The 22,104-nt window shown below is 74.3% G+C and carries 20 protein-coding genes; 14 read left to right on the top strand and 6 right to left on the bottom strand.

From position 1 onward, the window contains the following. Positions 1–81: 81 nt before the first annotated feature. The 3 genes from E9565_RS01430 to E9565_RS01420 form a co-directional block, all read right to left on the bottom strand. Positions 82–2,631 carry an HAD-IC family P-type ATPase gene (locus E9565_RS01430; protein ID WP_236833911.1) on the bottom strand — a complete coding sequence of 850 codons (2,550 nt, stop codon included), beginning with the start codon at positions 2,629–2,631 and terminating at the stop codon, positions 82–84. Positions 2,632–2,895: 264 nt separating this feature from the next. Then, a complete protein-coding gene (locus E9565_RS01425; protein ID WP_236825024.1) occupies positions 2,896–3,195 on the bottom strand; it encodes a hypothetical protein in 300 nt (99 codons plus the stop codon). 162 nt (positions 3,196–3,357) lie between these two features. Further along, a complete protein-coding gene (locus E9565_RS01420; RefSeq protein WP_236825025.1) occupies positions 3,358–3,549 on the bottom strand; it encodes a hypothetical protein in 192 nt (63 codons plus the stop codon). A 366-nt stretch (positions 3,550–3,915) separates the two neighbouring features. On the opposite strand from E9565_RS01420, the gene E9565_RS01415 reads away from it, so the two are divergent. Next, on the top strand, positions 3,916–4,185 hold the full coding sequence (locus tag E9565_RS01415) for a nickel-binding protein (RefSeq protein WP_236833910.1): 270 nt from the start codon (positions 3,916–3,918) through the stop codon (positions 4,183–4,185). Between the two features lie 34 nt (positions 4,186–4,219). Here E9565_RS01415 and E9565_RS01410 read toward each other — a convergent pair whose 3' ends face one another. Beyond that, positions 4,220–7,105: an AAA family ATPase gene (locus E9565_RS01410; RefSeq protein WP_236825027.1), complete on the bottom strand. Its 2,886-nt coding sequence runs from the start codon at positions 7,103–7,105 to the stop codon at positions 4,220–4,222. A gap of 143 nt (positions 7,106–7,248) precedes the next feature. On the opposite strand from E9565_RS01410, the gene E9565_RS01405 reads away from it, so the two are divergent. The 9 genes from E9565_RS01405 to E9565_RS01365 all read left to right on the top strand — a co-directional run bounded on the left by E9565_RS01405 (position 7,249) and on the right by E9565_RS01365 (position 14,970). Then, the gene (locus tag E9565_RS01405) at positions 7,249–8,619 is read left to right on the top strand and encodes an FAD-binding oxidoreductase (RefSeq protein WP_236833909.1); all 1,371 of its coding nucleotides are present in this window, start codon (positions 7,249–7,251) and stop codon (positions 8,617–8,619) included. A 38-nt stretch (positions 8,620–8,657) separates the two neighbouring features. Then, positions 8,658–9,020 (top strand): hypothetical protein, encoded by a 363-nt coding sequence (locus E9565_RS01400; protein ID WP_236833908.1) that lies wholly within the window; start codon positions 8,658–8,660, stop codon positions 9,018–9,020. Between the two features lie 106 nt (positions 9,021–9,126). Then, positions 9,127–9,288: a hypothetical protein gene (locus E9565_RS01395; protein WP_236833907.1), complete on the top strand. Its 162-nt coding sequence runs from the start codon at positions 9,127–9,129 to the stop codon at positions 9,286–9,288. 424 nt (positions 9,289–9,712) lie between these two features. Next, on the top strand, positions 9,713–10,003 hold the full coding sequence (locus E9565_RS01390; RefSeq protein ID WP_236825031.1) for a hypothetical protein: 291 nt from the start codon (positions 9,713–9,715) through the stop codon (positions 10,001–10,003). A gap of 5 nt (positions 10,004–10,008) precedes the next feature. Beyond that, positions 10,009–11,406 carry an FAD-binding oxidoreductase gene (locus E9565_RS01385; protein WP_236833906.1) on the top strand — a complete coding sequence of 466 codons (1,398 nt, stop codon included), beginning with the start codon at positions 10,009–10,011 and terminating at the stop codon, positions 11,404–11,406. 46 nt (positions 11,407–11,452) lie between these two features. Further along, complete coding sequence (locus E9565_RS01380; RefSeq protein ID WP_236825033.1) at positions 11,453–11,788, top strand: hypothetical protein; 336 nt, start codon at positions 11,453–11,455, stop codon at positions 11,786–11,788. After that, on the top strand, positions 11,785–12,633 hold the full coding sequence (locus tag E9565_RS01375; RefSeq protein WP_236833905.1) for an alpha/beta fold hydrolase: 849 nt from the start codon (positions 11,785–11,787) through the stop codon (positions 12,631–12,633). Before E9565_RS01380 ends, E9565_RS01375 begins: the two co-directional genes overlap by 4 nt. Then, positions 12,633–13,847: an NAD(P)/FAD-dependent oxidoreductase gene (locus E9565_RS01370; protein ID WP_236833904.1), complete on the top strand. Its 1,215-nt coding sequence runs from the start codon at positions 12,633–12,635 to the stop codon at positions 13,845–13,847. The genes E9565_RS01375 and E9565_RS01370 overlap by 1 nt, the downstream gene beginning before the upstream one ends. 319 nt (positions 13,848–14,166) lie before the next feature. Continuing rightward, positions 14,167–14,970: an alpha/beta fold hydrolase gene (locus E9565_RS01365; RefSeq protein ID WP_236833903.1), complete on the top strand. Its 804-nt coding sequence runs from the start codon at positions 14,167–14,169 to the stop codon at positions 14,968–14,970. A gap of 138 nt (positions 14,971–15,108) precedes the next feature. Here the strand turns inward: E9565_RS01365 and E9565_RS01360 are convergent, their stop codons facing one another. Next, positions 15,109–16,647: an HD domain-containing phosphohydrolase gene (locus E9565_RS01360; RefSeq protein WP_236833902.1), complete on the bottom strand. Its 1,539-nt coding sequence runs from the start codon at positions 16,645–16,647 to the stop codon at positions 15,109–15,111. Positions 16,648–16,763: 116 nt separating this feature from the next. Beyond that, entirely contained in the window at positions 16,764–17,012 is a 249-nt protein-coding gene (locus E9565_RS01355; protein ID WP_236833901.1) for a glutaredoxin domain-containing protein, read from the bottom strand. A gap of 365 nt (positions 17,013–17,377) precedes the next feature. Here E9565_RS01355 and E9565_RS01350 point away from each other — a divergent pair, with 365 nt between their 5' ends. The 4 genes from E9565_RS01350 (at position 17,378) to E9565_RS01335 (ending at position 22,056) form a co-directional block, all read left to right on the top strand. Further along, positions 17,378–19,015, top strand: a complete 1,638-nt coding sequence (locus tag E9565_RS01350; protein ID WP_236833900.1) for a LuxR family transcriptional regulator — start codon at positions 17,378–17,380, stop codon at positions 19,013–19,015. A gap of 135 nt (positions 19,016–19,150) precedes the next feature. Beyond that, on the top strand, positions 19,151–20,239 hold the full coding sequence (locus E9565_RS01345) for a class I SAM-dependent methyltransferase (protein ID WP_236833899.1): 1,089 nt from the start codon (positions 19,151–19,153) through the stop codon (positions 20,237–20,239). A gap of 117 nt (positions 20,240–20,356) precedes the next feature. Further along, positions 20,357–20,992, top strand: a complete 636-nt coding sequence (locus E9565_RS01340) for a hypothetical protein (protein WP_236825041.1) — start codon at positions 20,357–20,359, stop codon at positions 20,990–20,992. A gap of 470 nt (positions 20,993–21,462) precedes the next feature. After that, positions 21,463–22,056 carry an HhH-GPD-type base excision DNA repair protein gene (locus tag E9565_RS01335; protein ID WP_236825042.1) on the top strand — a complete coding sequence of 198 codons (594 nt, stop codon included), beginning with the start codon at positions 21,463–21,465 and terminating at the stop codon, positions 22,054–22,056. Positions 22,057–22,104: the final 48 nt, after the last annotated feature.

Raw genomic sequence — 22,104 nt, 5'->3', positions numbered from 1 at the left:
GCGACCTGGCTCAGACCGACCCGTGGGGTTCCTGCAGCCGGTTCCGGCGGGGGGCGACGTCGGGCACCCGGTCCTCCTCGTTCACGACGGGTCGCGGGGTCCGACGACGGTAGCGGGTGCCCGCCGCTGCGCCCCGCGCAGCCACTTCTCGGCCTCGATGACCAGGAAGACGACGACTCCCACCCGCCACATCGGCCGCTCGAGCGAACGGCAGTTCAGCAGGTAGGCCACCTGGACGACGACGAACACGTTGACCGCGACGGTGCGGGCGACCTCGACGCCCGCCCCCTGGGCCAGCGCCCACTCGAACAACCCGAACGCGCCCACCAGCATCAGCGCCGAGACCAGCACGATGCGTCCGGCGAGCGGCCCGGTGAGCAGGGGACGGGAGGGCGGCACCGGCGGCCGGCGCATCACCCCGGCCTCCAGCGGCTCGAAGGCCAGCACCAGGCCGAGGGCCACGGCGGTGGTCATGTTCACCCAGAGCACCTGGACGGGCAGGATCGGCAGGGTGGTGGCCAGCGCGATCGCCACGAGGATGACCAGGCCCTGCCCGATGCTGGTCGGCAGGATGAAGGTGATGAACTTCCGCAGGTTGTCGAAGACACCGCGCCCCTCTTCCACGGCGGCCTCGATCGAGGCGAAGTCGTCGTCGGTGAGGACCATGTCGGCGGCCTCCTTCGCCACCTCGGTCCCGCTCAGGCCCATCGCGACGCCGATGTCCGCCCGGCGCAGCGCCGGCGCGTCGTTGACCCCGTCGCCGGTCATCGCCACCACGTGGCCGAGGGCCTGGAGGGTCTGCACCAGCCGCAGCTTCTGCTCGGGGCTGACCCGCGCGAAGACCGTCGTGCTGCTGACCAGCTCCGGCAGCTCCTCCTCCGGGCAGGCGGCCAGCTCGGTGCCGGTGACCACGGCCGGGGTGGGGGAGCCCAGCCCGAAGCGCTCGGCGATGGCGCGGGCGGTGCCGGCGTGGTCGCCGGTGATCATCGTGACCTGGATGCCGGCGTCGCGGCAGGCGGCGACGGCGGTGATCGCCTCGGGGCGCGGCGGGTCGAGCATCGCTTGGAGGCCGAGCAGGGTGACGGTGCCGTCGAGCAGCTGCTCGGTGAGCGCGGTGGTGCCCGCAGGCAGCTCGACCCGGCCCATCGCCAGCACCCGGAGGCCCTGCCCGGCGAGCTCGTCGGCGCGGGCGTGCACCGCGTCGACGTCGACCGGCGATGCCGACCCGTCGTCGCACAGCTCGTCGGCGGCCATGTCCAGCAGCCGCTCGACGGCTCCCTTGACGTACGCGACGACCCGGCCGGACCCGGCGTCGCGGTGGAGCGTGGCCATGTAGCGGCGATCGGAGTCGAAGGGCACCGCGCCGACCCGGGGAAGCCGGTGCCGCAGGCCGTCCAGGTCCAGGCCGGCCTTCTCGGCGGCGACCAGCAGCGCCGCCTCCGTGGGGTCGCCGGCGACCTCGCGCCTGCCGGCGTCCCCGACCAGCCGGGTGTCGTTGCACAGGGCCCCGGCGACCAGGCACTCCCGGAGCGCCGGGTGGCTGCCCGGCTCGGCCCGCCCGGCGTCGTCGCGGACGTCGCCGTCGGCCGCGTACCCGGTCCCGGAGACCGCGTAGCTCCGCCGGCCCGCCACGATGGTCGAGACGGTCATGGCGTTCGCCGTCAGCGTGCCCGTCTTGTCCGTGCAGATGACGGTGGTGCTGCCCAGGGTCTCCACCGCCGGTAGGCGGCGGATGACCGCCCGTCGCCGGGCCATCCGCGCCACCCCGATGGCCAGCGTGATCGTCACCACCGCCGGCAGGCCCTCGGGGATGGCCCCGACGGCCAGCGCCACCGCCGCAGTGAGCATCTGGCCGGCCGACTCGCCGCGCGCCGTGCCGCCCACGAATGCCAGCAGCGCCAGCCCGGTGATGGCCGCCGTCAGGATCCGGCTGAACCGGCCGATCTTGCGGGTCAGCGGGGTCTGCAGGACCTCCGCCTCGCCGACCAGCCGGTGGATGCGGCCGATCTCGGTGTCGGCGCCCGTGGCGACCACGACCCCGTGGCCGCGGCCACGCGTCACCAGACCGCTGGAGTAGGCCATGTTGGCCCGGTCGGCCAGCGCGGTATCCGCGGGCAGGGTGACGGGTGCCTTCCCGGCCGGAACCGACTCCCCGGTCAGCGCGGACTCGTCGACCTGCAGCTCGTGCGCGCTGAGGAACCGCAGGTCCGCCGGTACCCGGTCGCCGGCCTCCAGCACCACCAGGTCGCCGGGCACGAGATCCTCGGAGGGGACGCGGAGCCGGGTCCCGCTCCGGACGACGGTCGCCCGGGTGCGCACCATCGCCATCAGCGCGTCCAGGGCGTGCTCCGCCCGCGCCTCCTGCACGAAGCCGATCGCCGCGTTGATCAGGACCACGCCGAGGATGACGACGGCGTCGACTACCTCGCCCAGCAGGAGCGTCGCCACCGCGGCGACGAGCAGGACGTAGACGAGCGGGTGGTGGAACTGCAGCAGGAAGCGGACGAGCGGACCCCGCCGGTGGATCGGCGGCAGGGCGTTGGGGCCCTGCCGCTGGAGCCGGCGGGCGGCTTCCCCGGACTCGAGCCCGCGCTCGTGGTCGGTGTCGAGCAGCAGCACGACCTCGTGCACCGGGAGTTCGTGGTGCTGACCGCTCGGGGCGGGCAACGTCCGTTCCGAGGAGGGCATCCCCCAGCCTGGTCACCGACCCGGACAGGGGGTAAGGGCCCTTCGGCGGGGCCCGTCAGGACCAACGCCCGCCGCGGGGCGCCGGGTTGCCCGGACAGGCGCTGTGCACCGGCGTCCCGGGCGGAGCAGCGCCGGCGCCGTGCTCACGCTCCTCGGTCCGAGGCCGTGCGTGATCCCCGCTCGCGGACGTCGTCGTCCGCGACGGGGTCAGTGCTCGTCGTAGTGGTCGCCGTGCGGCGCGTGGCGGTGCGCGCCGTGCACGAAGTCCACGTGGTCGCCGTGCTGCACGGTCGCGTGGCCGCAGCCGTCCCCGTGCTGGTGGTCATGGGCCCCGTCGACGGCGTGCACCTGGCCGTCGCACTCGTCGACGTGGCCGTCGTGCACGTGGTGCAGGTGCCCGTCGTGCAGGTAGTCGACGTGCCCCTCGTGCTCGACCGCGGCGTGCCCGCAGTCCGCAGAGTGGGCGTGGGCGTGGTCCTCGTGGATCTGGTGCGACGAGGTGGTCATGGCAACTCCTCCGGCTCGGGAACCACGGTCGACGCTAGCGACGGGCATCGGGCTGTGCCACGGGACCCGGGCGGTGCAGCAAGCACCCCGGTCGAACCGGCGCACCGCGCCCTCGTGCCCGCTTCCGTCGGCGGCGCCCAGAGCACGGGAGCCCGGACCGGGTCATGGGCTCGCGGGGGGCTCCTCGCGAGCCGCTCGACGTCGCTGGTGGACGATGCCGGCGAGGTGACCGACGACCAGGACGGCCATGCCGGCGCTCGTCCACCAGAGACCCGCGACGGCCGCGCCTGCTCCGATGACGACGGCGGCAGCCAGCACCCACCAGCGTGCCGGGCTCGTCCACGTCCGCTGCATCTCCCGCAGGTTATGCGCTGCACCGCGTCCGGGACCGTCCCGACGCCGTGCGGCTGACGGCGGTCGGCTGCGGCCCGAAGGGCGACGGTGCCCCTCGGGACCGTCTCGATGCACGGTGCGGCAGGACCGGCGACGTGCCGACCCTCCGCGTCGGCCAGGACGACGCCGCCGACGATCTGCCGGGCTGCGATGCGCTCAGCGCTGCTGACCGGGGTGCTGCTGGACCGACACATGCGTCGACGAAGCGGTCGAGCGGGAGCCGTCGCCTGTCGGAGGCCGGACGCCGGATCGCCGGACCGGAAGCGGCGTCGGGTTCCGGGCGGGCGACGGCGAGTACGGTCGGGGTCCCGTCGAAGGGTCCGACCGATGCCTGTCTTCATGATCGAACGCCGGTACGTCGACGACCTCGACCTCACGGCCGACGATGCGGACGGCGTCAACCGCATCAACGCCGACGAAGGTGTCGAGTGGCTCTACTCGTTCCTCTCCGCAGACAAGCGGAAGACGTACTGCCTGTACGAGGCGCCCTCGGCCGAGGCGATCCGCCGCGCCGCTGCACGCGCCGGGCTGCCTGCGAACGTCATCGTGGAGATGACCGCGACCGTGCGGCCGGACGGCTCGATGGCACCCCTCTGACCGGCCGGGGCGGGTCCCATGGGAGGCCGGCGGGCTAGTCGAGCATTCCGTGGGCGGCGGCGAACATCGCCGCCTGGGTCCGGTTCCCGGACCCGGTCTTGATCAGGATGCTGCGGACGTGGTTCGCGGCGGTGTTCTCGCTGATGACCAGCCGTTGGGCGATCTCCCGGTTGGGGAGGCCCTCCCCGAGCAGTTGCAGCACCTCGGTCTCCCGGGAGGTCAGCCCGGCGGTCCCACGGCCCGGCCCGCGAGACGGCGATCCGCCGAGCAGCCGCAGCACCCGCCGGAGCCCGAGCGGCTCTGCCAGCTCCCGGGTCCGTTCGACGAGCTCCTCCACGGTGCGGGGGGCGGCGCCGATGCGTCGGGCGTGTGCCACCTGCGCCGCCAGGGTGTGCGCCTGGTGCACCGTGGCGCCCATCCGGCTGTCCATGTCCAGCGCCGCGGCCAGCAGATCCGCCGCTCGCGGACCGCCCAGCAGCGACTCCAGAGCGCCGAGGAAACGGTCGGCGCTCCCGAACACGGCGACGAACTGCCCGGCGACGAGGTTGGTGCCGGCGTACTCGGCCACCATCGGCCGCAGCGCTCTCGCGGCGGATTCGTCCCCGAGGAACAGCGCCGCCTCGACCGCGTAGGCCAGGACGCAAGGCCACTGGGCCGAGTCCCGGTGCGGAGCCAGGCGGCCGTCGAGCAGCCAGCCCAGGAGCCGCGTCGTGGGACCGACCATCTCCAGCTCGGTGTACAGGGCCAGCAGGCCCGGCGCCCAGTGGTCCTCCGGCCGTTCAGCGCCGGTGATCAGCGCCCGGACCTGTTCGATCTCCCCGCTCTCCCGCCGGATCATGTAGCTCTGCACCGCGCACGGGCCCTCGGTGTCGTCGCTGCCGAACGACGTGCCCAGCTCGAGCAGGAGGCCGCACGTGCGGTGCGCCGCGGCGAACTCCCCGGCCATGAACTCCCGGGCGTAGCTCATGCAGCCGGCCATGTAGTCGAAGAAGGTCTGGCCGGTGCCCCGGGCCACCCGGGCCAGGTCGTCGTGGGCCTGGACGAGGGCCGCCGGTTCCCCCTGGAGGTAGGAGATGACCCCCCGGTAGTAGGCCGCCGGGCCCAGGTGTCCCAGGGCGCCGGTCCGGTGGGCCAGCCGGGACAGCTCTCCCGCACGAGCGAACTTGTCCGGGGCGTCCTGCGGGCGCAGGCCGTTCCAGAGACTGGCCTGCAGCGCGTCCGCCAGCAGGTGCTCGTCGTCGTGGGCCCGGGCCAGCGTGATCGCCCGCCGTCCTACCGTGCCGGCCTGCTCCGTGGCGCCGGTGAAGGCCAGGGCCCGGCCCAGGCTCGCCAGGCCGCGGACGTAGCGGGGATCGTCGGGGTCCGGTGCGATCCCCGCCAGGGCGTCGGCGAGCAGCTGCACCGCACGGTGTCCGGGCAGGCCGGGGCGCCAGGAGGCGTCCTCGAACAGCACGGCACCGGCCAGCCGCTCCCCGGCGTCCACCTCGTCGAGCGCCACCTGCTCCGCGAGAGCGCGGGCGTGGGCGAAGTCCCCGGCCAGGAGGTGGCTGTCGGCGGCCGCCAGCAGCAGCCGGTTGCGCTCCGTGCCGTCGTCGATCAGGGCCGCAGCCTGCTCGAACCATGCCGCGGCGTCCTCGTGGGCCAGGCCGCGCACCGCCGACCGGGCGGCTGCGGTGAGGTACCGCACGGCCTTCCCGGCATGGCCGAGGGCGCGCGCCTGCGCGTAGTGGAAGGCCAGCTGCCGGGTACGCCGCTCGGAGGCCGGGACCGTGGACTCGACCGCACGTGCGACCGCCGCATGCAGGTTCAGCCGCCGCGAGGCCGGCATCAGGTCCAGCACCGCCTGGCGGGACAGCGCGTGGGGGAAGCGCAGCACGTCGTCGGTCGGGGGCACGGGTTCGAGCAACCCGAACGAGACAGCCTCGTCGAGCCCCGCCAGGGTGGTCTGCCGGCTCCACTCCGCCGCCACGAGAACGGTCGCGACGTCGACGTCCTCGCCGATGACCGCGGCCAGCTCGACGGTTTGCCGGCCCGGTGCCGTGAGCCGCTCCAGCCGGTCGAGGACGGAGTCGCGGACCGAGGCCGGCGCCCGGCGGATCTCCGGGTAGGGGCCGGACCCGATCCGCGCGGAGTGGTCCCGCCACAACTCCCGCAGGAAGAACGGGTTGCCGCCGGTCTGGTCCCGGAGCACCGTGGCGGCACGGCGTGCCGCACGCGGGGACAGGTGGCCCTCCTGCACGAGGTACTGCGCGATGTCCTCGGCGGCCAGCCCGGCCAGGTCGAGCCGGCGGACGCCGTCCAGCCGGTGCAACTGGGCCACGGTGCGGACCAGGCCCGCGGACCGGTCCGGAGCCGTGGTGCGGTGGGTGGCCAGCAGGAGCACCGGGTGGTCCGCGGTCCGCTCGACGAGGTGGCTGAGCAACTGCAGGGACGACGGCCCGGCCCAGTGCAGGTCCTCCAGCGCCAGGACCAGCGGCTGCCGGGCGGCGACGTCGCAGACGGCATCCACCGCTGCGTCGTACAGCGTCCGTCGGTGTGCGTGCGAGGGAGCGTCGGCGTCCTCCGGTGGGCTGCGCCCGGCCAGGGTCGACAGCCGTTCGTCGTGCCGGCGGTCCTCCCGCGTGCCCAGCAGCGCACCGAGGGGAGCGTCGAACGGCTGGTAGGGAGGACCGAACTCTGCGGCGCAGGTGCCGACGAGCACCGCGGCGCCGTGGCGGTGCAGCGCCGTCGCGACCTCGGCCAGCAGGCGGGACTTGCCGGCCCCCGGTTCTCCGCCGACGAACACCACCTGGCGGCTCCCGGCGCGGACCGCCGACCAGACCTCCTCCAGGGTGGCCAGTTCCGCCCAGCGGCCGACGAAGGACGGGCGCGCTGCTGCCGACCAGCGCGCCGGCAGCGGAGGTGGCGCCCAACCGGACACGAACCCGACGCTAGCCCCGACCCGCGCCGGCGTCGATGGCCAGAACTGACCATGCGGATCCGCCGGGCGGGTCGCGCACATCTGGTCATGTGGGGCGAGGCCCCCGTCCCTAGCGTCGAGGTCCCACACCTCGAGGAGGAGTCATGGCCATGCCAGCACTCGACAGTCTGTCGGCGCGGGTGAGCGGACCGGTCATCCGGCCGGGGGACGAGGGCTACGAGGAGGCCCGGCACGTCTACAACGCCATGATCGACGCACATCCGGCGGTCGTGGTCCGGTGCGCGAGCACGGCCGACGTCGTGGCCACCGTGCGCTGCGCCGCCGAGAGCGGCAGCCTGCTGGCCGTGCGCGGCGGCGGGCACAGCGTGCCCGGATTCGGCACGGCGGACGACGCGGTCGTCGCGGACCTGTCCGGGATGCAGTCGGTCGACGTCGACGACGCGATGCGCACCGCCACGGCCGGGGGCGGCACCACCTGGGGCCGCTTCAACGACGTCACCGCCGCGCACGGTCTGGCCACGACCGGCGGCATCGTCTCCACGACGGGGGTCGGCGGCCTGACCCTCGGTGGTGGCATCGGCTACCTGTGCCGCGGCTACGGGCTGTCCTGCGACAACGTCGTCGAGGCCGAGGTGGTGACCGCCGACGGAGCGGTGGTGACGACCAACGAATCCGAGCACCCGGACCTGTTCTGGGCACTGCGAGGAGGCGGCGGCAACTTCGGCGTGGTGACCCGGTTCACCTTCCGGCTGCACCCGGTGACTGCCATCTACGGCGGACCGATGTTCTTCGAGCTGTCCGACGGTCCGGCGATCCTGAGGTACTTCCGGGAGTTCATCCGGACGGCGCCGCGCGAGTACGGCGGCTTCCCTGCCTTCCAGATCGCGCCGCCGCTGCCGTTCGTGCCGGAGAACCGGGTCGGTGAGCCGTTCGTCGCCGTGGTGTCCTGCTGGACCGGCTCCGCGGCCGAGGGCGAGCGGATCATCGACGGCTTCCGCGAGGTGGCCCGTCCGGTGGCCGAGCACGTCGGTGAGATGCCGTACGCGGCGCTCAACAGCGCCTTCGACGGGCTCGTCCCGCCGGGTCTCCAGCACTACTGGAAGGCCGCCTTCGTGCGCGAGCTGACCGACGACGCGATCGCCGCGCACATGGAGCACGGGCCGAGGGTGCCCACGGTGAACTCGACGGTGCACCTGTACCCCATCGACGGCGCCGTCCACGACGTGGCGGCGGACGCGACGGCGTTCGGGCACCGCGACGCCTCGTTCGCGCCGGTCATCGCCGGCATGTGGCCCGACCCGGCCGACAACGAGCGCAACACCGCGTGGGTCCGCGACTACCACGCGGCGATCGCACCGCACTCCGAGGCCGGGGGATACGTCAACTTCGCCTCGGCCGACGACCAGGTGCGCGCCGACGCCAACTACGGCGCCAACCACCCCCGCCTCCGGGAGGTGAAGCGTCGCTACGACCCCGACAACGTGTTCCGCCTGAACCAGAACATCCAGCCCTGACCCGGTGCCCGCCGCGGCACCCGAACCGAGGAGACGACATGCGCGTCATCAACCGCACGGACCTGCCCATGGCCATCGAGGGGGACGGTCTCGAGTTCCGGAAGGACGAGGCCGGCGAGAACACGATCGCGTGGGTCCGGGTCCCCGCCGGCACGGACCTCCGGCCGGCGTTGGCCGGCCTGCCCGGTGACCTCTGCCCGTGCCCGCACTGGGGCTACATGATCTCGGGCCGGCTGCGCATGCACACCAAGGACGGCGACTCCACCTACGAGGCCGGGCAGGCCTTCTACTGGGCGCCCGGGCACGCACCGGAAGCACTGGAGGACTGCGAGTACCTCGACGTCTCGCCGACCGCCGAACTCGAGGAGGTCGTCCGCCATCTGCAGGGTGGGTCGGCCTAGTCCTCGCGATCACCGCGATCGCGCGGTCGGACCGACCGTGCCACGCGGACCGCTCCGGTCGACCCGGACCACCCCCGTTCACCTCACCGACCGGGAGCTCGAGGGGGTGACCCCGGTCCGGGGAGGCCGGAGCGAGGCCGGCATCGCCGCGGTGCTGCACCCGTCACCACGAACCGTCGTGCACCACGTGGCCGGGAGCTCCACCGAGCTGGGCGTCACCACCCGCGCCGAGGCGGTCGCACGCACCGCCGACGCCGATCTGTTCTAGGTATCCGCGGCCGCGAAGCCCGTGCGCGCCCGGCCCGATGCCCGTGCAGATACCGATGTGCCGGTCCGGCGTCGTTCCTACGTTGGTGGCAGGCGGTCCTTTCCGGACTGCTGTCCCGGCCGACAGGGAGGACACCGTGACCACCACGGGATCGACATGGGGATCGACGTCCGGGCGCTGACCGGGACGGCCCAGGCCATCGAGGAGGACCCGGGCCTGGGCGCCTCCACGTTCCGCGCCCGCAGCCGGTGGCAGGACGGGACGTGCGACACGGGGGAGCTCCACCCGTGGACAGCTCGAGGAGCTGTGCCGGTCCGTCCGCGGAGCCCTCGCCGGTGCGCGACCCGCCGGCCGATCCGCTGCCGATCGAGACGGCCCTCGATGTCCTCTGACAGCCAGGGCGCTCGGCAGAAGGGAGAGACAGATGTACATCCAGCTCATCGAATTCCGCACGTCCCGCCGGGAGGAGCTCCTCGAGCTCGCTCGGCGGTGGTCGGGCGATGCGACCGGCAACGGCACGGCCGACGCGACGTGGTTGTGCACCGACCGCGACGATCCCGGTGCCTGGCGGTTGATCGTCCGGTTCCCGTCGTACGACGCGGCCATGCAGAACTCCCAGCGAGCCGAGACCGACGCGATGTCCCGTGAGTTCGCCGCCCTGTGCGACGGCGAGCCGGTGTTCCGCAACCTGGACGTCGTCCACTCCGAGGGGTAGGGGCCATGTCTCCGACGCGACTCGTGCAGGACGACGTGGACCTCCTCCGTCGACGGCTGGACGGCGCCGTGGCCGCTCCGGGGGATCCGGGGTACGACGAGGCCCGCGCGGTCTGGAACGCGATGATCGACCGGCGTCCTTCCGCGGTGGTCCGGGTGGCCGACGTCGACGACGTCGTCTCGACGATCGGCGCGGCGAGGGACCACCGGCTGGACCTGGCCGTCCGGGGCGGCGGTCACAACGTGGCGGGCAACGGGACCGTGGATGACGGGATCGTGCTCGACCTCGGCGACCTGAACGGGGTGTCGGTCGACCCGGACAGCGCGACCGTCCGGGTCGAGGGGGGATCGACCCTGGCCGACGTCGACGCCGCGACCGCGCCCTACGGGCTGGCGGTGCCGCTGGGCGTGGTGTCCGCCACCGGGGTCGGCGGGCTGACCCTCGGCGGTGGGGTCGGCTGGCTGACCCGGCCCCACGGGCTGACCGCCGACAACCTGCTGTCCGCCGAGCTCGTCACCGCCGACGGCGAGCTGCTGACAGCCGGGCCCGAGGAGCACGCCGACCTCTTCTGGGCCCTCCGCGGGGGCGGCGGCAACTTCGGCGTCGTCACCGCCTTCACCTTCCGTGCCCACCGGCACGGGCCGGAGGTCTTCAGCGGCAACCTGGTGTACGGCCAGGACCGCTGGCCCGAGGCCTGGGCGGCGCTGGAGCGGTGGACGCGGGACCTGCCCGACGAGATGACCATGATCACGACGACCCTGACGCCGCCACCGGCCATGGAGATGGGGAGCGATCCGCTCCTGGTCGTCGGGTTCGCCTGGTCCTCGCCCGACCGGGCGGTCGGTGAGGCCGTCGTCGGGCGGTTGCGCGAGCTGGCGCCGCCGGACCAGGAGGAGATCGCGGACAACCGGTGGGTCGACTGGCAGTCGGTCCTCGACGGGCTGGTGCCGAAGGGCGTCCGTGCCTACTGGCGCAACGCCTCCTTCGACCGGCTCGACGCCGAGGTGATCGACGTCCTCACCCGGCGTGGCCGCGAGCAGACCTGGACCGGCACGGCCTTCGACGTCCACCACCTCGGTGGCGCCTTCGGCCGCGTGCCCGAGGACGCCACGGCGTTCCCGAACCGAGCGGCTCGCTTCTGGCTCAACGTGTACGGCTTCTGGGACGACGCCGCAGCCGACGGCGACCGGGTCGCCTTCGTCCGCGGCCTGTCCGCGGACATGGACGAGTTCGCCACCGGCGGCCAGTACCTGAACTTCCAGGGGCAGGAGACCGCCGGCCATCGGGCCGTCGACCCACGCACCGTCTTCGGCCCCGCCAAGTACGGACGGCTGGTCGAGGTCAAGCGGCGGTACGACCCCGAGAACCTCTTCCACGTCAACCACAACATCCCACCCGGCTGATCCTGCGGGGAGCCGAGGATGCGCATCCGGATCCATGGGAGGACGCATGCTGGAGCACACGAACCTGGACACCGGCGCCGGATCCGTGCAGGAGTTCGAGCACGGCCACCTCGCCTGGGGGGCCGTCGGCGAGTACACGGCGTGGAAGCTGACCGCCGGACCCGGCTGGCGCTACTCACAGCACGTCGGACCGCTCGAGGGCACGGGGAGATGCCAGGAGGACCACGTGCTCTTCGTGGTGTCCGGACGGATGGGGACCCGGATGGACGACGGCGAAGAGCTGGAGAGCGGACCCGGCGACGCCGTCCGCATCCCCCCTGGGCACGACGCCTGGACGGTGGGGGAGGACACGCTGGTCGCGCTGGGGGTGGACCCGCGATGACCACGGAGATGCTCTGGCTCGACGGCGCCCGTCTGGCCTACGACGAGCAGGGATCCGGCGCCCCGATCGTCCTCGTGCACGGTGCGGCGACCGGGCCGGCGGCGTGGGGATCCGTGCCCGGGATGCTCGCCCAGGAGCACCGGGTCATCCGGTACGACCGCCGCGGGTTCCCGCGGTCCGGAGGCAGTCCCACTGCCGATGCCCGACGGCACGTGGCTGACCTGGCCGCGGTGCTGGAACGCGTGGCACGCACGCCGGCCACGCTGTTCGGCTGGAGCAGTGGTGGCAACCTCGCGCTGGCCCTGGCCGCGCAGCGGCCGGACCTGGTCTGGTCCGTCGTGGTGCTGGAGGCGCCCTTCCACGGCCTGCGCAGGCCGTGGAACGGGCTGGTCCCCGCTCTCCTCGGCGCCAAGATCCGCCAGGCACGGGGTCGACGCCGCGAGGCCGCGGCGCACTTCTTCCGCTGGGTGAGCACCCGGCGCTCCGGCGGCAACTCCTTCGACGACGCACCGGCCGAGGTCCGCGGAGACCTGCTGAACTGCGCGGACGCCATGCTCGCCGAGCTGAACCCGCATCCCAGCGGCATCCTGATGCACCACGTGAGGGCCGGCGACGTCGCGGCCTGCCCCGTCCCGCTGACCTGGCTGCTGGCCGAGGACAGCGGTCCCTGGTACGCGCAGCTGCACGCCGACATGCAGCGCCGCCGGCCGACGCTGCGCACCGTCCGGATCGAGCGGGCCGGGCACTTCGCCGTCCTCGACCGACCGCGCGCCGTCGCCGACGCGGTGCGCGAGGCGGTTGCGGACTCACCGCAGGCAGTCCGACCGGCGAGAGGTCATCGGTGATGAGGAGCGGCACAGCAGGTACCGAGTCCGAGGAGACGCTGCCGGTCGTGGTGATCGGGGCCGGGCCGACCGGTCTGGCCACCGCGGCCGGCCTCGGCCGCCGCGGGGTGCCGGCCGTCGTCCTCGAGCAGGGGGACGGCGTCGGCGCCGCGTGGCGCGGGCGCTACCGGGGGCTCCGGCTGAACAGCGGCCGTACCTTCTCCGGGTTACCGGGGATGCGCATGCCCCGCCAGGCCGGCACGTTCCCGGGCCGGGACGACGTGATCGCCTACCTCGAGGCGTACTCCGCCGCGGCCGGGATCGACGTCCGCACGGGCGTCCGCGTGCGGCGGGTGACCGACGATCGCGGCCAGTGGCGGGTCGTCACCGACCACGGCGACCGCCGCACCGGCGAGGTCGTCGTCGCCACCGGGCTGCTGTCCCGCGGGTGCGTGCCCTCGGAGTGGGGCGCGGAACGATCCTCGATCCGCGCTCTGCACTCCACCGGATACGGGGACCCGGCCCCGTTCACGGGATGCGATGTGCTCGTGGCGGGGGCCGGCTCGTCGGGGCTGGAGATCGCGCACGACCTGGCGCGCGGTGGCGCCCGCAGCGTCTGGCTGTCGGTGCGGAGGCCCCCGAACATCCTGCCCCGCGCCGTGGCCGGGATGCCCGGAGACCCGGCGGTGCACCTGCTGCGCCGGCTGCCACCACGGGTGGCCGATGCGGCCGTGCGGCCGCTGCAGCGGCGCACCATCGGCGACCTCACCGACGTCGGCCTGCCCGCACCGGACGAGGGGCCGTTCACCCGCCAGCGCCGGCCGCTCGACGCCGGGCCGGCCATCGTCGACCGCGAGGTCGTGGACGACCTGCGGGCCGGCCGGATCCGGGTGGTGGCGGCGGTCGAACGGCTGAGCCGCGACCGCGTGCACCTGGCCGACGGCAGCAGCCTGCGGGTGGACGCGGTGATCGCTGCCACGGGCCTGCGCCCCGGGCTCGAGCCGCTGGTGGGCGACCTCGACGTGCTGGACGGCGACGGTCTCCCGGTGGCCCAGGACGAGCAGCCCGCGCTGCCGGGTCTCCGGTTCGTCAACTTCGGGATGCGGCCCGGGCTGCTCGCCGCCGCCGGTCAGCGCGCCCGCCGCACGGCGATCGCGATCAGCCGTGAGTACCGGGAGAGGGACGACGAGGCGGAGCGCCCCCGGTGGCTCGCTCGCCGCCCCGGAACGGTGTGAAGCGGCACCCCGGTGACGGCTCCGAGGGGGCTGCCGTTCGACGGCCCTGCGCTCGTCGAGGCCCGGACGGGCCACTGGTTGGCAGCGGGCCGGTGCGCCTCCGTCGGGGTCCGCCCAGTCGCCCGGGTGCTGGCGGTCTCGCCAGCGGGATGAACGACGCCCATGCACAGCACGTTCTCGCGGGTCATGCGACGGAGGCTCTCCGCTCCGGGACCGGCCGGCCACCCGCCCGACGGCGGATGGGGTGTTCGCCCGATGTGCTCGAGCACGGGTCGGGGCGACGCTGGGTCCTGTCAGGCATCACGGACGAGGAGGAGCCATGACCACGCGGACCACGCCCGGGGCGATCGCACGGAGCACGAGGTCCCGGGACGGGACCGCCATCGCCTGGTGGACGAGCGGAACCGGGCCCGACCTGCTGCTGGTGCACGGCACCACCGCCGACCACACCCGGTGGGAGGTGATGACGCCGCTGCTCGAGCCGCACGTGACCGTGCACGCGATGGACCGTCGCGGCCGTGGCGGCAGCGGCGACGCGCCGGACTACTCGCTGGCGGCCGAGGCGGACGACGTCGCCGCGGTCGTGGACGCGATCGGCGGGCCGGTCGACGTCTTCGGCCACTCGCAAGGAGCCCTGTGCACGCTGGAGGCGTCGCTGCGGACCTCGGGCATGCGGCGGATGGTGCTCTACGAGCCGCCGATCGAGGTGGCCGCGCCCCCGGAGGTCCGCCGGCGCGTGGCTGAGCTGGTGGCGCGGGGCCGCCGGGACGAGGCCGTGGGGGTCTTCCTGCGCGAGGTCGCCGGACTCACCGATGACCAGCTGGCCCGGGCGCGGACGTTGCCCTCGTGGGCGGCGCGGGTCGCGGCGGCGCACACGGCGGTGCGCGAGGAGGAGGTGTCGGCCGCCTACCGGTTCGACCCCGCCCGGTTCGCGCGTTCCGCCGTCCCCACGCTGCTGCTGGACGGGACGGAGAGCCCGCCGGACCTGCGTGAGGGCACGGCGCGGGTGGCTGCGGCGCTGCCCGGCGCCCGAGTCACCCGGCTGGAGGGCCACGGGCACGTGGCGATGCTCACCGATCCCGAGCTGGTGGTCCGGGAGGTCCTCGCCTTCCTGGCCGGGTGACGGCAGCGGCCGGGCGGATCGAGGACCAGGCATCGTCGCGGGCGTGCGCGGTCCGGGCGGGTCATCGGGTGCTCCCCGCGGACGGTCGGAGGCACCCAGCGCCGACCGGGCGGTGGTCCGACGCATCGGACGGACGCCCTACTCGTCCAGCAGGCCGTTCTCCATCGCGAACAGCGCGGCCGCGGGCCGGGTGCTGACGCCGACCTTGGCGTAGATGTGCTCGACGTGGTGGCCGACGGTCTTCGCCGAGATCCACAGCCGGCCGGCCACCTCCCGGTTGGAGTGGCCGCGGGCGATCAGGCGCAGCACCTCGACCTCGCGGTCGGAGAGCCCGGCCGGCCGGGGGATCGACCGGTGGACGGTCGTGCCCTCGGACGCGGCCAGCACCGCCTCTGCGGCCGCCGGATCCAGGCGCCCCCCGGTGGCCTCCGCCCACAGCAGGTCGCGGGCGCGTGCCGGCGACAGGGCCGGCCGGTGCGGCCGGTCCTCACCCAGGGCCGTCCACACGTCGGCCTCCGCGAGGAGGCGGGCGGACCGCGAGAGCCGGCCGCCCGCCGTGCCGCGGTGGTAGCCGGATCCGTCGAGCCGCTCGTGGTGTGCACCGGCCACGGCGGCCACGGCCTCGAGGCCGGTGCACCGGCCGAGCACCCGCTCCGACAGGTAGGGGTGCAGCCGCACCCGCTCGGTCGCAGCCACGTCGAGGGGACCGGTGTGCTGCCACACGCCCGCGGGAACGCCGACCGTGCCGACGTCGGCAACCAGCGCAGCACGGCGCAGCGTGGCGAGATCCGTGCCGGCGAGGCCGCACGCCTCGCCGGCCCGCCCGACCGTGCGGGTCAGCTGCGCCGAGCGGCCCCGGGTCCAGGTGGAGCGGAGGTCCGTGAAGTCACCGACCGCTGCCAGCGCGCGGTCCACCCCGTCGGGGTCCATCCGGGCCACGGGCGCGGGCTCGGCCGCCAGCACGTCATCCCACGGCGAGCGGCCGTCGTCGGGCAGACCGACGACCGGGACGGCGTCCACGACCGCTGGGTCGTACGCGGCGCCCCGGCGGCGCGCCAGCACGTCCAGGGCCACCTGCGCGCCGGCCAACCGCTGCCACAGCACGGCGTCGCGCGCGACGACCACCACCCGGACGGCGACCGGCACCGCCTCGCCGGCCAACCCGTCGGGCAGTCCCCGACCGTCCCACCGCTCGTAGGCGTGCCCGAGTGCCTCGACCACACCGCTGCCGAGGCCCAGCCGAGCAGCCAGCCGGGCGCCCACCTCGCAGTGCGACACCTCCGACCGGGAGGCCCGCAGCGTCTCGACCACGAGCCGGGCCCGTCGGGCCGGCGGCTGCCCCCGGCCCGCGCCTCGTACGACGGCGCGGAGGCCCTCTGCGGTCGAGCCCATGTAGACCGGTGCGAAGCCGGCGAAGAACTCCAGGTTGTCACCCCCGGCCAGGTGCGCCATCTCCGGTGCATCCGCCGTGCACCCGAGGAAGCGCAGCAGGGCGACGTAGTACACGTCGCTCGTCGTCCCAGGATCCAGGCCGAGTTCCCGGGCGAGGCTGGTCGCCAGCCGGCAGGTGCGCAGCGCGTGCTCCATCGGCTGACCCGTGGCCAGATCGATGGCCAACGAGATCGCCGAGATCAGCTCGCTCAACCGCGGGCGCTCCGCGGGTGGGGGCGCGGCCACGGTTCCGAGTATGGCAACGGTCGGAGCGGTTCGGACCGGTCGGCGCGTGGGTCGGGGGACGGGTCGCCGGCTCTGCACACGAGCAGGCGTACGGCGGCGATCGGTCGTGCCGCGCGTCAGCGGCGCGCCATCGCCTCGCGAACCTGCCGGACCGAGGGATTGGTCAGGTGCTCGTCCCCGACGACCACGGTCGGCGAGAGCTCGTACCCCTTCTCGTGCCGGGCCCGTACCTCGGCCGCCCCCTCCTCGTCGTCGCGGAACCGCACCGACCGGTGCGGCACGCGAGCGAGGGTGAGCTGCGCCCGGAGCTTGGTGGAGTAGGGGCAGCCGGGCCGGTAGTACAGGATCGGGATGTCGGAGTCCATCGCGGACCTTCCTCAGCGTCGGAGGCCTGCCGTGCCGGTCACCGGGCCCGGCACGGTCCCGCCGGACAGTCTGGTCCCCCACGAGCCGAAGGGGGAGCCGGTTTCACGGCTCCGGTCGCGGAGCGCTCACGAATCCCCGCGACGACCGGCGGTACGGGGTACGCCGTGCCCGGACCGGGCACCTCCCGACCGTCAGGACGACGGGACCGAGAGCCCGAGGATCGACGTGTTCGGTCCGGTGGCCGTCGTCACCGGCGTGATCCAGGTGGCACTCGGAGTGGCGGGGGAGCAGGTGACGCGCCGTCGTCGGCGCCGTGGCGGTGAAGGCGTAGCCCTACGACGCCGTCAGGGTCGACACTGGCGGCATGGCCACGGCGGGGCCGGCGCTGGACGCGGCGCGGGCGGCCTCCCGGGGCGGCGACTGGCCTGCGGCCCGGGAGGCGTTCGCGCGCGCGGCCGAGCAGGGACGGCTGAGCTCCCCCGACGACCTGGTCGCGGCGGCGCAGGCCAGCTGGTGGTGCGGACGGGCGCAGGAGTCGGTCCGCCTCGTCGCCCGGGCGCACCGGCAACTGATGGACGCCGGCCGCATCGAGGCGGCTGCGCTGGCGGCCCTCGACGTGGCGATGCACCACCTGCTCCTCGGGCAGCTCCCGCTCGGCTCCGGCTGGATGAACCGGGCCGGGCGGCTGCTGCGCGACGTCCCGGAGTCGCCGGCGCACGGGTACGTCGCGTTCTACCGCGACGTCGAGTACAACCTGCCGCAGGCCTCGCCGGAGGGCGTTCTGGTCGCGGCCCGCGACATCGTCGCGCTGTCGCACCGGCACCCGGACCGGACGCTGGCGCTGGCCGCCCTCGTCGCCGAGGGGTACGCCCTCGTCGGGACGGGGCGGGTCCGGCAGGGGATGACGCTGCTCGACGAAGCGATGGTGGGGCTGGACGCCGAGGCCCTGTCGCCGGAGTGGCTGGGCAACGCCTTCTGCATGGCCATGGAGGTCGCCGAGCGGGTCGGTGACGTCGCGCGGATGCGCCTCTGGCTCGAGGGCGCCGAGCAGTGGCTGGACTCGCTGCCGGCGGCGGTGCTCTTCACCGGCGCGTGCCGCGTGTACCGGGCCCGGCTCTGGCAGCTGTCCGGTGAGTGGGAGCGGGTCGAGCCGGCGCTGGACCGGACCTGCCGCGAACTGCACGAGCTGTGCCAGGAGACGGTCGGGGCGGCCTGGCTGGTCCGCGGGGAGGTGCGACTGATCACGGGGGACCGGTTCGGGGCCGAGGCGGCGTTCGCGGAGGCGCACCGGCGCGGCGCCGACCCGCAGCCCGGATTGGCCCTCCTCCAGCTCGACCGCGGCGATGTCGCCTCCGCCGGCGCTGCGGTGCGGACGGCGCTGCTGGCCAGGACCGAAGGCCACCTGCACCACCGCGCCCGCCTGCTGGCGGCGGCCGTCCGCATCGCCTGCGCCGCGGACGACCTGCCCGAGGCGCACCGGCGTTCGGAGGAGCTGCACGAGCTCGGCCGGACCTGGCCGCAGTCCCTCGTCGTCCCGCTGTCGGACACCGCAGCCGGTGCGGTCGCGCTGGCACGGGGATCCCCGGCCGAGGCGTTGCCGTCCCTGCGGGCCGCCTGCCGTCGGTGGCAGGAACTGGGCACGCCCTACGAGGCCGCGTGCACCCGGCAGCTGCTCGCCCGCTGCTACCGGGCGCTGGGCGACCGGGCCAGCGCGAAGTTCGAGGAGGCAGCGGCGGCGCAGGTGCTCGCCCGGCTGCGCGCCCGTCCCGCCTGGTCGGATCTCGGCGGCCGGTCTGCCGCGCCGGCGCGGTCCCGCCTGACCCCGCGGGAGGGCGAGGTGCTGCGCCTCCTCGCGGAAGGGCTGCCCAACGCCGGCATCGCCGCGACCCTCACGATCAGCCGGCGGACGGTGGAGCGGCACCTGACCAACCTCTACCCCAAGCTCGGCGTCACCTCCCGGTCCGCCGCCACCCGGTACGCGGTCGAGCACCGCATGGTCTGACGGGAGTACGCGGGAACACTCACCCGCGTCCCGCGCGGATGGGTGTTCGCACCGAAGCGCCGCGGTCCGCGCCCGCCCTAGCGTCGGCCCGAGCAGCCGAGCGGTTGCTCGAGCGCGGATCCCCCGGAGCGGACCATGACCACTACCCAGACGCAGCAGCGCCCGAAGGACGAGCGGCGCGCGGCGGCGTTCGCCGATCGGATGGTCGGCGCGGTCGATGCGGCGGGCCTGGTGCTGCAGTGCAGCATCGGCGACCAACTGGGACTGTTCGACGTGCTGGCGGATCTGGACGACGCCACGTCGGAGCAGATCGCGCAGGCCGCCGGGTTGCAGGAGCGCTACGTGCGCGAGTGGCTCGCCGCGTTGACCGTGGCCGGCGTCGTGGAGCACGACGCGTCGTCGCGCAGCTACCGGCTGCCCGCCGAGCACGCCGCCGTGCTGACCCGAGCCGCCGGACCGGACAACCTGGCCCGGCTGTGCCGGTACATCCCGATGCTCGCCGAGGCGGAGCACCTGGTGGTGGAGGCGTTCCGCTCGGGCGGGGGAGTGCCCTACTCGGCGTTCAGCCGGTTCCACGAGGTGATGGCCGAGGACAGCGCGGCCGTCAACGACGCCTCGCTGCTCGACACGATCCTGCCCCTCGTCCCGGGTCTGCCGGAGCGGCTCACGGCCGGCGTCGACGTCGCGGACTTCGGCTGCGGCTCCGGCCACGCGGTCAACCTCATGGCCCGGGCCTTCCCGGCGAGCCGCTTCGTCGGCTACGACTTCTCGACCGAGGCCATCGGCCGGGCCCGGGCCGAGGCAGCCGGCTGGGAGCTGCCCAACGCCCGTTTCGAGGTGCAGGACGTGGCCGTGCTGGACCACGCCGACGACTTCGACCTGATCACCGCCTTCGACACCATCCACGACCAGGCGCAGCCGGCGCAGGTGCTGGCCGCCATCGCCCGGGCGCTGCGGCCGGACGGGGTCTTCCTCATGGTGGACATCACCGGGTCGAGCGAGGTCGCCGACAACATCGACCTGCCGCTGGCGACGCTCCTGTACACCTGTTCGTTGCTGCACTGCATGCCGGTCTCGCTGGGCCTGGGCGGGGTGGGGCTGGGCACCATGTGGGGCCGGCAGACCGCGCTGCGCATGCTCGGCGAGGCGGGCTTCGCCGACGTCGAGGTCCGCCAGATCGACACCGACCCGCAGAACGCCTACTACGTCTGCACCCTGGGCTGAGGTGAGGCTGGAGCGAACCGGAGAGGGGCCGGCGGACCGGCCCGTCGACGACGTCGTGCGGTGTGGCGGAGAGGCGGTTCGATGTGCGCGGTGGTCCGGTGCGAGACGCAGTCCGCGATGCAGCTCGTCGCCCGTGTCGAGAAGGTCGACCCGCCGTCGCGCACGGCGGTGTGCCGGGCCGCCGCCGTTGCGGTGGTCCGACTGCTCTCCGACGACCGGGCGCTGCCCGGCGGCGAGTGGGCCGCCGATGTCGACCGTTGGCTGACCGGCGGCGTGCGAAAGCTCTGCCGCCGAGCCCGGGGCGCTGCCTGGGAGCGAGTGCAGGCGGTCGCCGGCATCACCGCCGTGGTGGCCGGTGCGGAGGTGCGCGCGCTCGTGCCTCGATCGACCGTGCGGACCCCGTCAGCGATCGGCAGGCTGCCGCTGACCGGGAGGGAACCGGCCGATCCGGACGCGGCCGCAGCCATCGATCCGCGCCCGTCGGGGTCGGTCGTGGTGTCCATCTGCCCGGATCCGTCCCTGTCGCTGGGCAAGGCCTGCGCGGCGGCCGGTCATGCTGCCCAGCTGGTGGCCATGCGGATGCCGGCCGACCGGCTCACCCTGTGGAGGTCGGCGCGGTTCCCCGTGCTCGTGGAGCACCCGGACGTCGAACGCTGGCAGCACCTGCGGCTCCACTCACAGGTCGAGGTCCTCGACAGCGGGCTCACGGAGGTTCCGCTCGACACCTGCACTGCACTCGCCCGGTGGGCATGAGCCGCCCGGGACGAGGTCGCCGCTGACCTGCTGTGCGGCGATCCGGTCGGTCCTGCTGATCGGGATGCTGCTGGACCAGCACACGCGTCGACGAGACGGTGAGGGCTTCGCTGCCGGTGCCTCGACCCGGTGGACCGCGCCGCGGAACCACACGTCGGTCTGCCGGACAGGTCGTCGTCCGCCGATCGCTCGGCGTCGGCACGGGCCCGGGCGAGCCACGGTGCACGGTCGAGCAGGCGCAGCGCGGCGGAGGACATCGGCGCTCGTCGTCCCGCATCGGCTCACGGAGGATCTGCTCGCCGTCCTCGGTCGGACGGAACCCGATCGTCATGCTCACCTCCGAGGTGCTGGACAGCGGCTTCACGGATGCACAGCAACGGCGGACCCGGTGAAGACCGGTTGACCGGGGCGATCGCGCCACCTGCCGGTGGGTGATCTCTCCAGGGCCGTCCTACGGCACCATCTCCGGTGTGCCGACCCTCCGCATCGCCCAGGACCCCGCTGCCGACGAGCTCCTCGGCAGGGACCCGCTCGCCCTGCTGATCGGGATGCTGCTGGACCAGCAGTTCCCGATGGAGCGCGCCTTCGGGGCCCCGCGGCTGCTGGCCGACCGGCTCGGCGTCGAGACCCTCTCGGCGGAGCAGCTCGCGGCGATGGACCCCGAGGAGCTGGTGCGGGTCTTCCAGGGGCCGCCGGCCCTCCACCGGTACCCGGGGTCGATGGCCGGCCGGGCACAGGAGGTCTGCCGGACGCTGGTCGAGCGGTACGACGGCCGGGTCGAGGGGCTGTGGGCCGACGGCTGCGACGGCGCCACCCTGCTGAGGCGCCTGACCGGCCTGCCCGGCTTCGGTGCGCAGAAGTCGAAGATCTTCCTGGCCCTCCTGGGCAAGCAGTACGGCGTCACCCCGGCCGGCTGGCGGGAGGCGGCAGGGGACTACGGGACCGACGGTTCACGGCGCTCGGTCGCCGACATCACCGGTCCCGAGTCGCTGGCCGAGGTGCGGGCGTTCAAGCAGGAGCAGAAGCAGGCGGCGAAGGCGGCGAAGCAGGCTTCGGCGGGGTGACCGAGGCGCCTGCACCGGGCCCCGCGCGGTGGCACCATGGGGGTGGTC

The sequence above is a fragment of the Blastococcus sp. KM273129 genome, from assembly GCF_021698995.1.
Lineage (GTDB): Bacteria > Actinomycetota > Actinomycetes > Mycobacteriales > Geodermatophilaceae > Blastococcus.
The sequence above is the reverse complement of the archived record's forward strand: the minus strand, read 5'-3'. Positions and strand labels throughout refer to the sequence as shown.

What these genes read in the sequence shown, in the direction of transcription:
- E9565_RS01355 (WP_236833901.1), bottom strand. Translation starts at nt 17,012, where the DNA reads ATGGACTCCGACATCCCGATCCTGTACTACCGGCCCGGCTGCCCCTAC.
- E9565_RS01415 (WP_236833910.1), top strand. Translation starts at nt 3,916, where the DNA reads ATGCCTGTCTTCATGATCGAACGCCGGTACGTCGACGACCTCGACCTC.
- E9565_RS01425 (WP_236825024.1), bottom strand. Translation starts at nt 3,195, where the DNA reads ATGACCACCTCGTCGCACCAGATCCACGAGGACCACGCCCACGCCCAC.
- E9565_RS01385 (WP_236833906.1), top strand. Translation starts at nt 10,009, where the DNA reads ATGTCTCCGACGCGACTCGTGCAGGACGACGTGGACCTCCTCCGTCGA.
- E9565_RS01420 (WP_236825025.1), bottom strand. Translation starts at nt 3,549, where the DNA reads ATGCAGCGGACGTGGACGAGCCCGGCACGCTGGTGGGTGCTGGCTGCC.
- E9565_RS01350 (WP_236833900.1), top strand. Translation starts at nt 17,378, where the DNA reads ATGGCCACGGCGGGGCCGGCGCTGGACGCGGCGCGGGCGGCCTCCCGG.
- E9565_RS01390 (WP_236825031.1), top strand. Translation starts at nt 9,713, where the DNA reads ATGTACATCCAGCTCATCGAATTCCGCACGTCCCGCCGGGAGGAGCTC.
- E9565_RS01370 (WP_236833904.1), top strand. Translation starts at nt 12,633, where the DNA reads ATGAGGAGCGGCACAGCAGGTACCGAGTCCGAGGAGACGCTGCCGGTC.
- E9565_RS01375 (WP_236833905.1), top strand. Translation starts at nt 11,785, where the DNA reads ATGACCACGGAGATGCTCTGGCTCGACGGCGCCCGTCTGGCCTACGAC.
- E9565_RS01365 (WP_236833903.1), top strand. Translation starts at nt 14,167, where the DNA reads ATGACCACGCGGACCACGCCCGGGGCGATCGCACGGAGCACGAGGTCC.
- E9565_RS01400 (WP_236833908.1), top strand. Translation starts at nt 8,658, where the DNA reads ATGCGCGTCATCAACCGCACGGACCTGCCCATGGCCATCGAGGGGGAC.
- E9565_RS01340 (WP_236825041.1), top strand. Translation starts at nt 20,357, where the DNA reads ATGCAGCTCGTCGCCCGTGTCGAGAAGGTCGACCCGCCGTCGCGCACG.
- E9565_RS01380 (WP_236825033.1), top strand. Translation starts at nt 11,453, where the DNA reads ATGCTGGAGCACACGAACCTGGACACCGGCGCCGGATCCGTGCAGGAG.
- E9565_RS01405 (WP_236833909.1), top strand. Translation starts at nt 7,249, where the DNA reads ATGGCCATGCCAGCACTCGACAGTCTGTCGGCGCGGGTGAGCGGACCG.
- E9565_RS01345 (WP_236833899.1), top strand. Translation starts at nt 19,151, where the DNA reads ATGACCACTACCCAGACGCAGCAGCGCCCGAAGGACGAGCGGCGCGCG.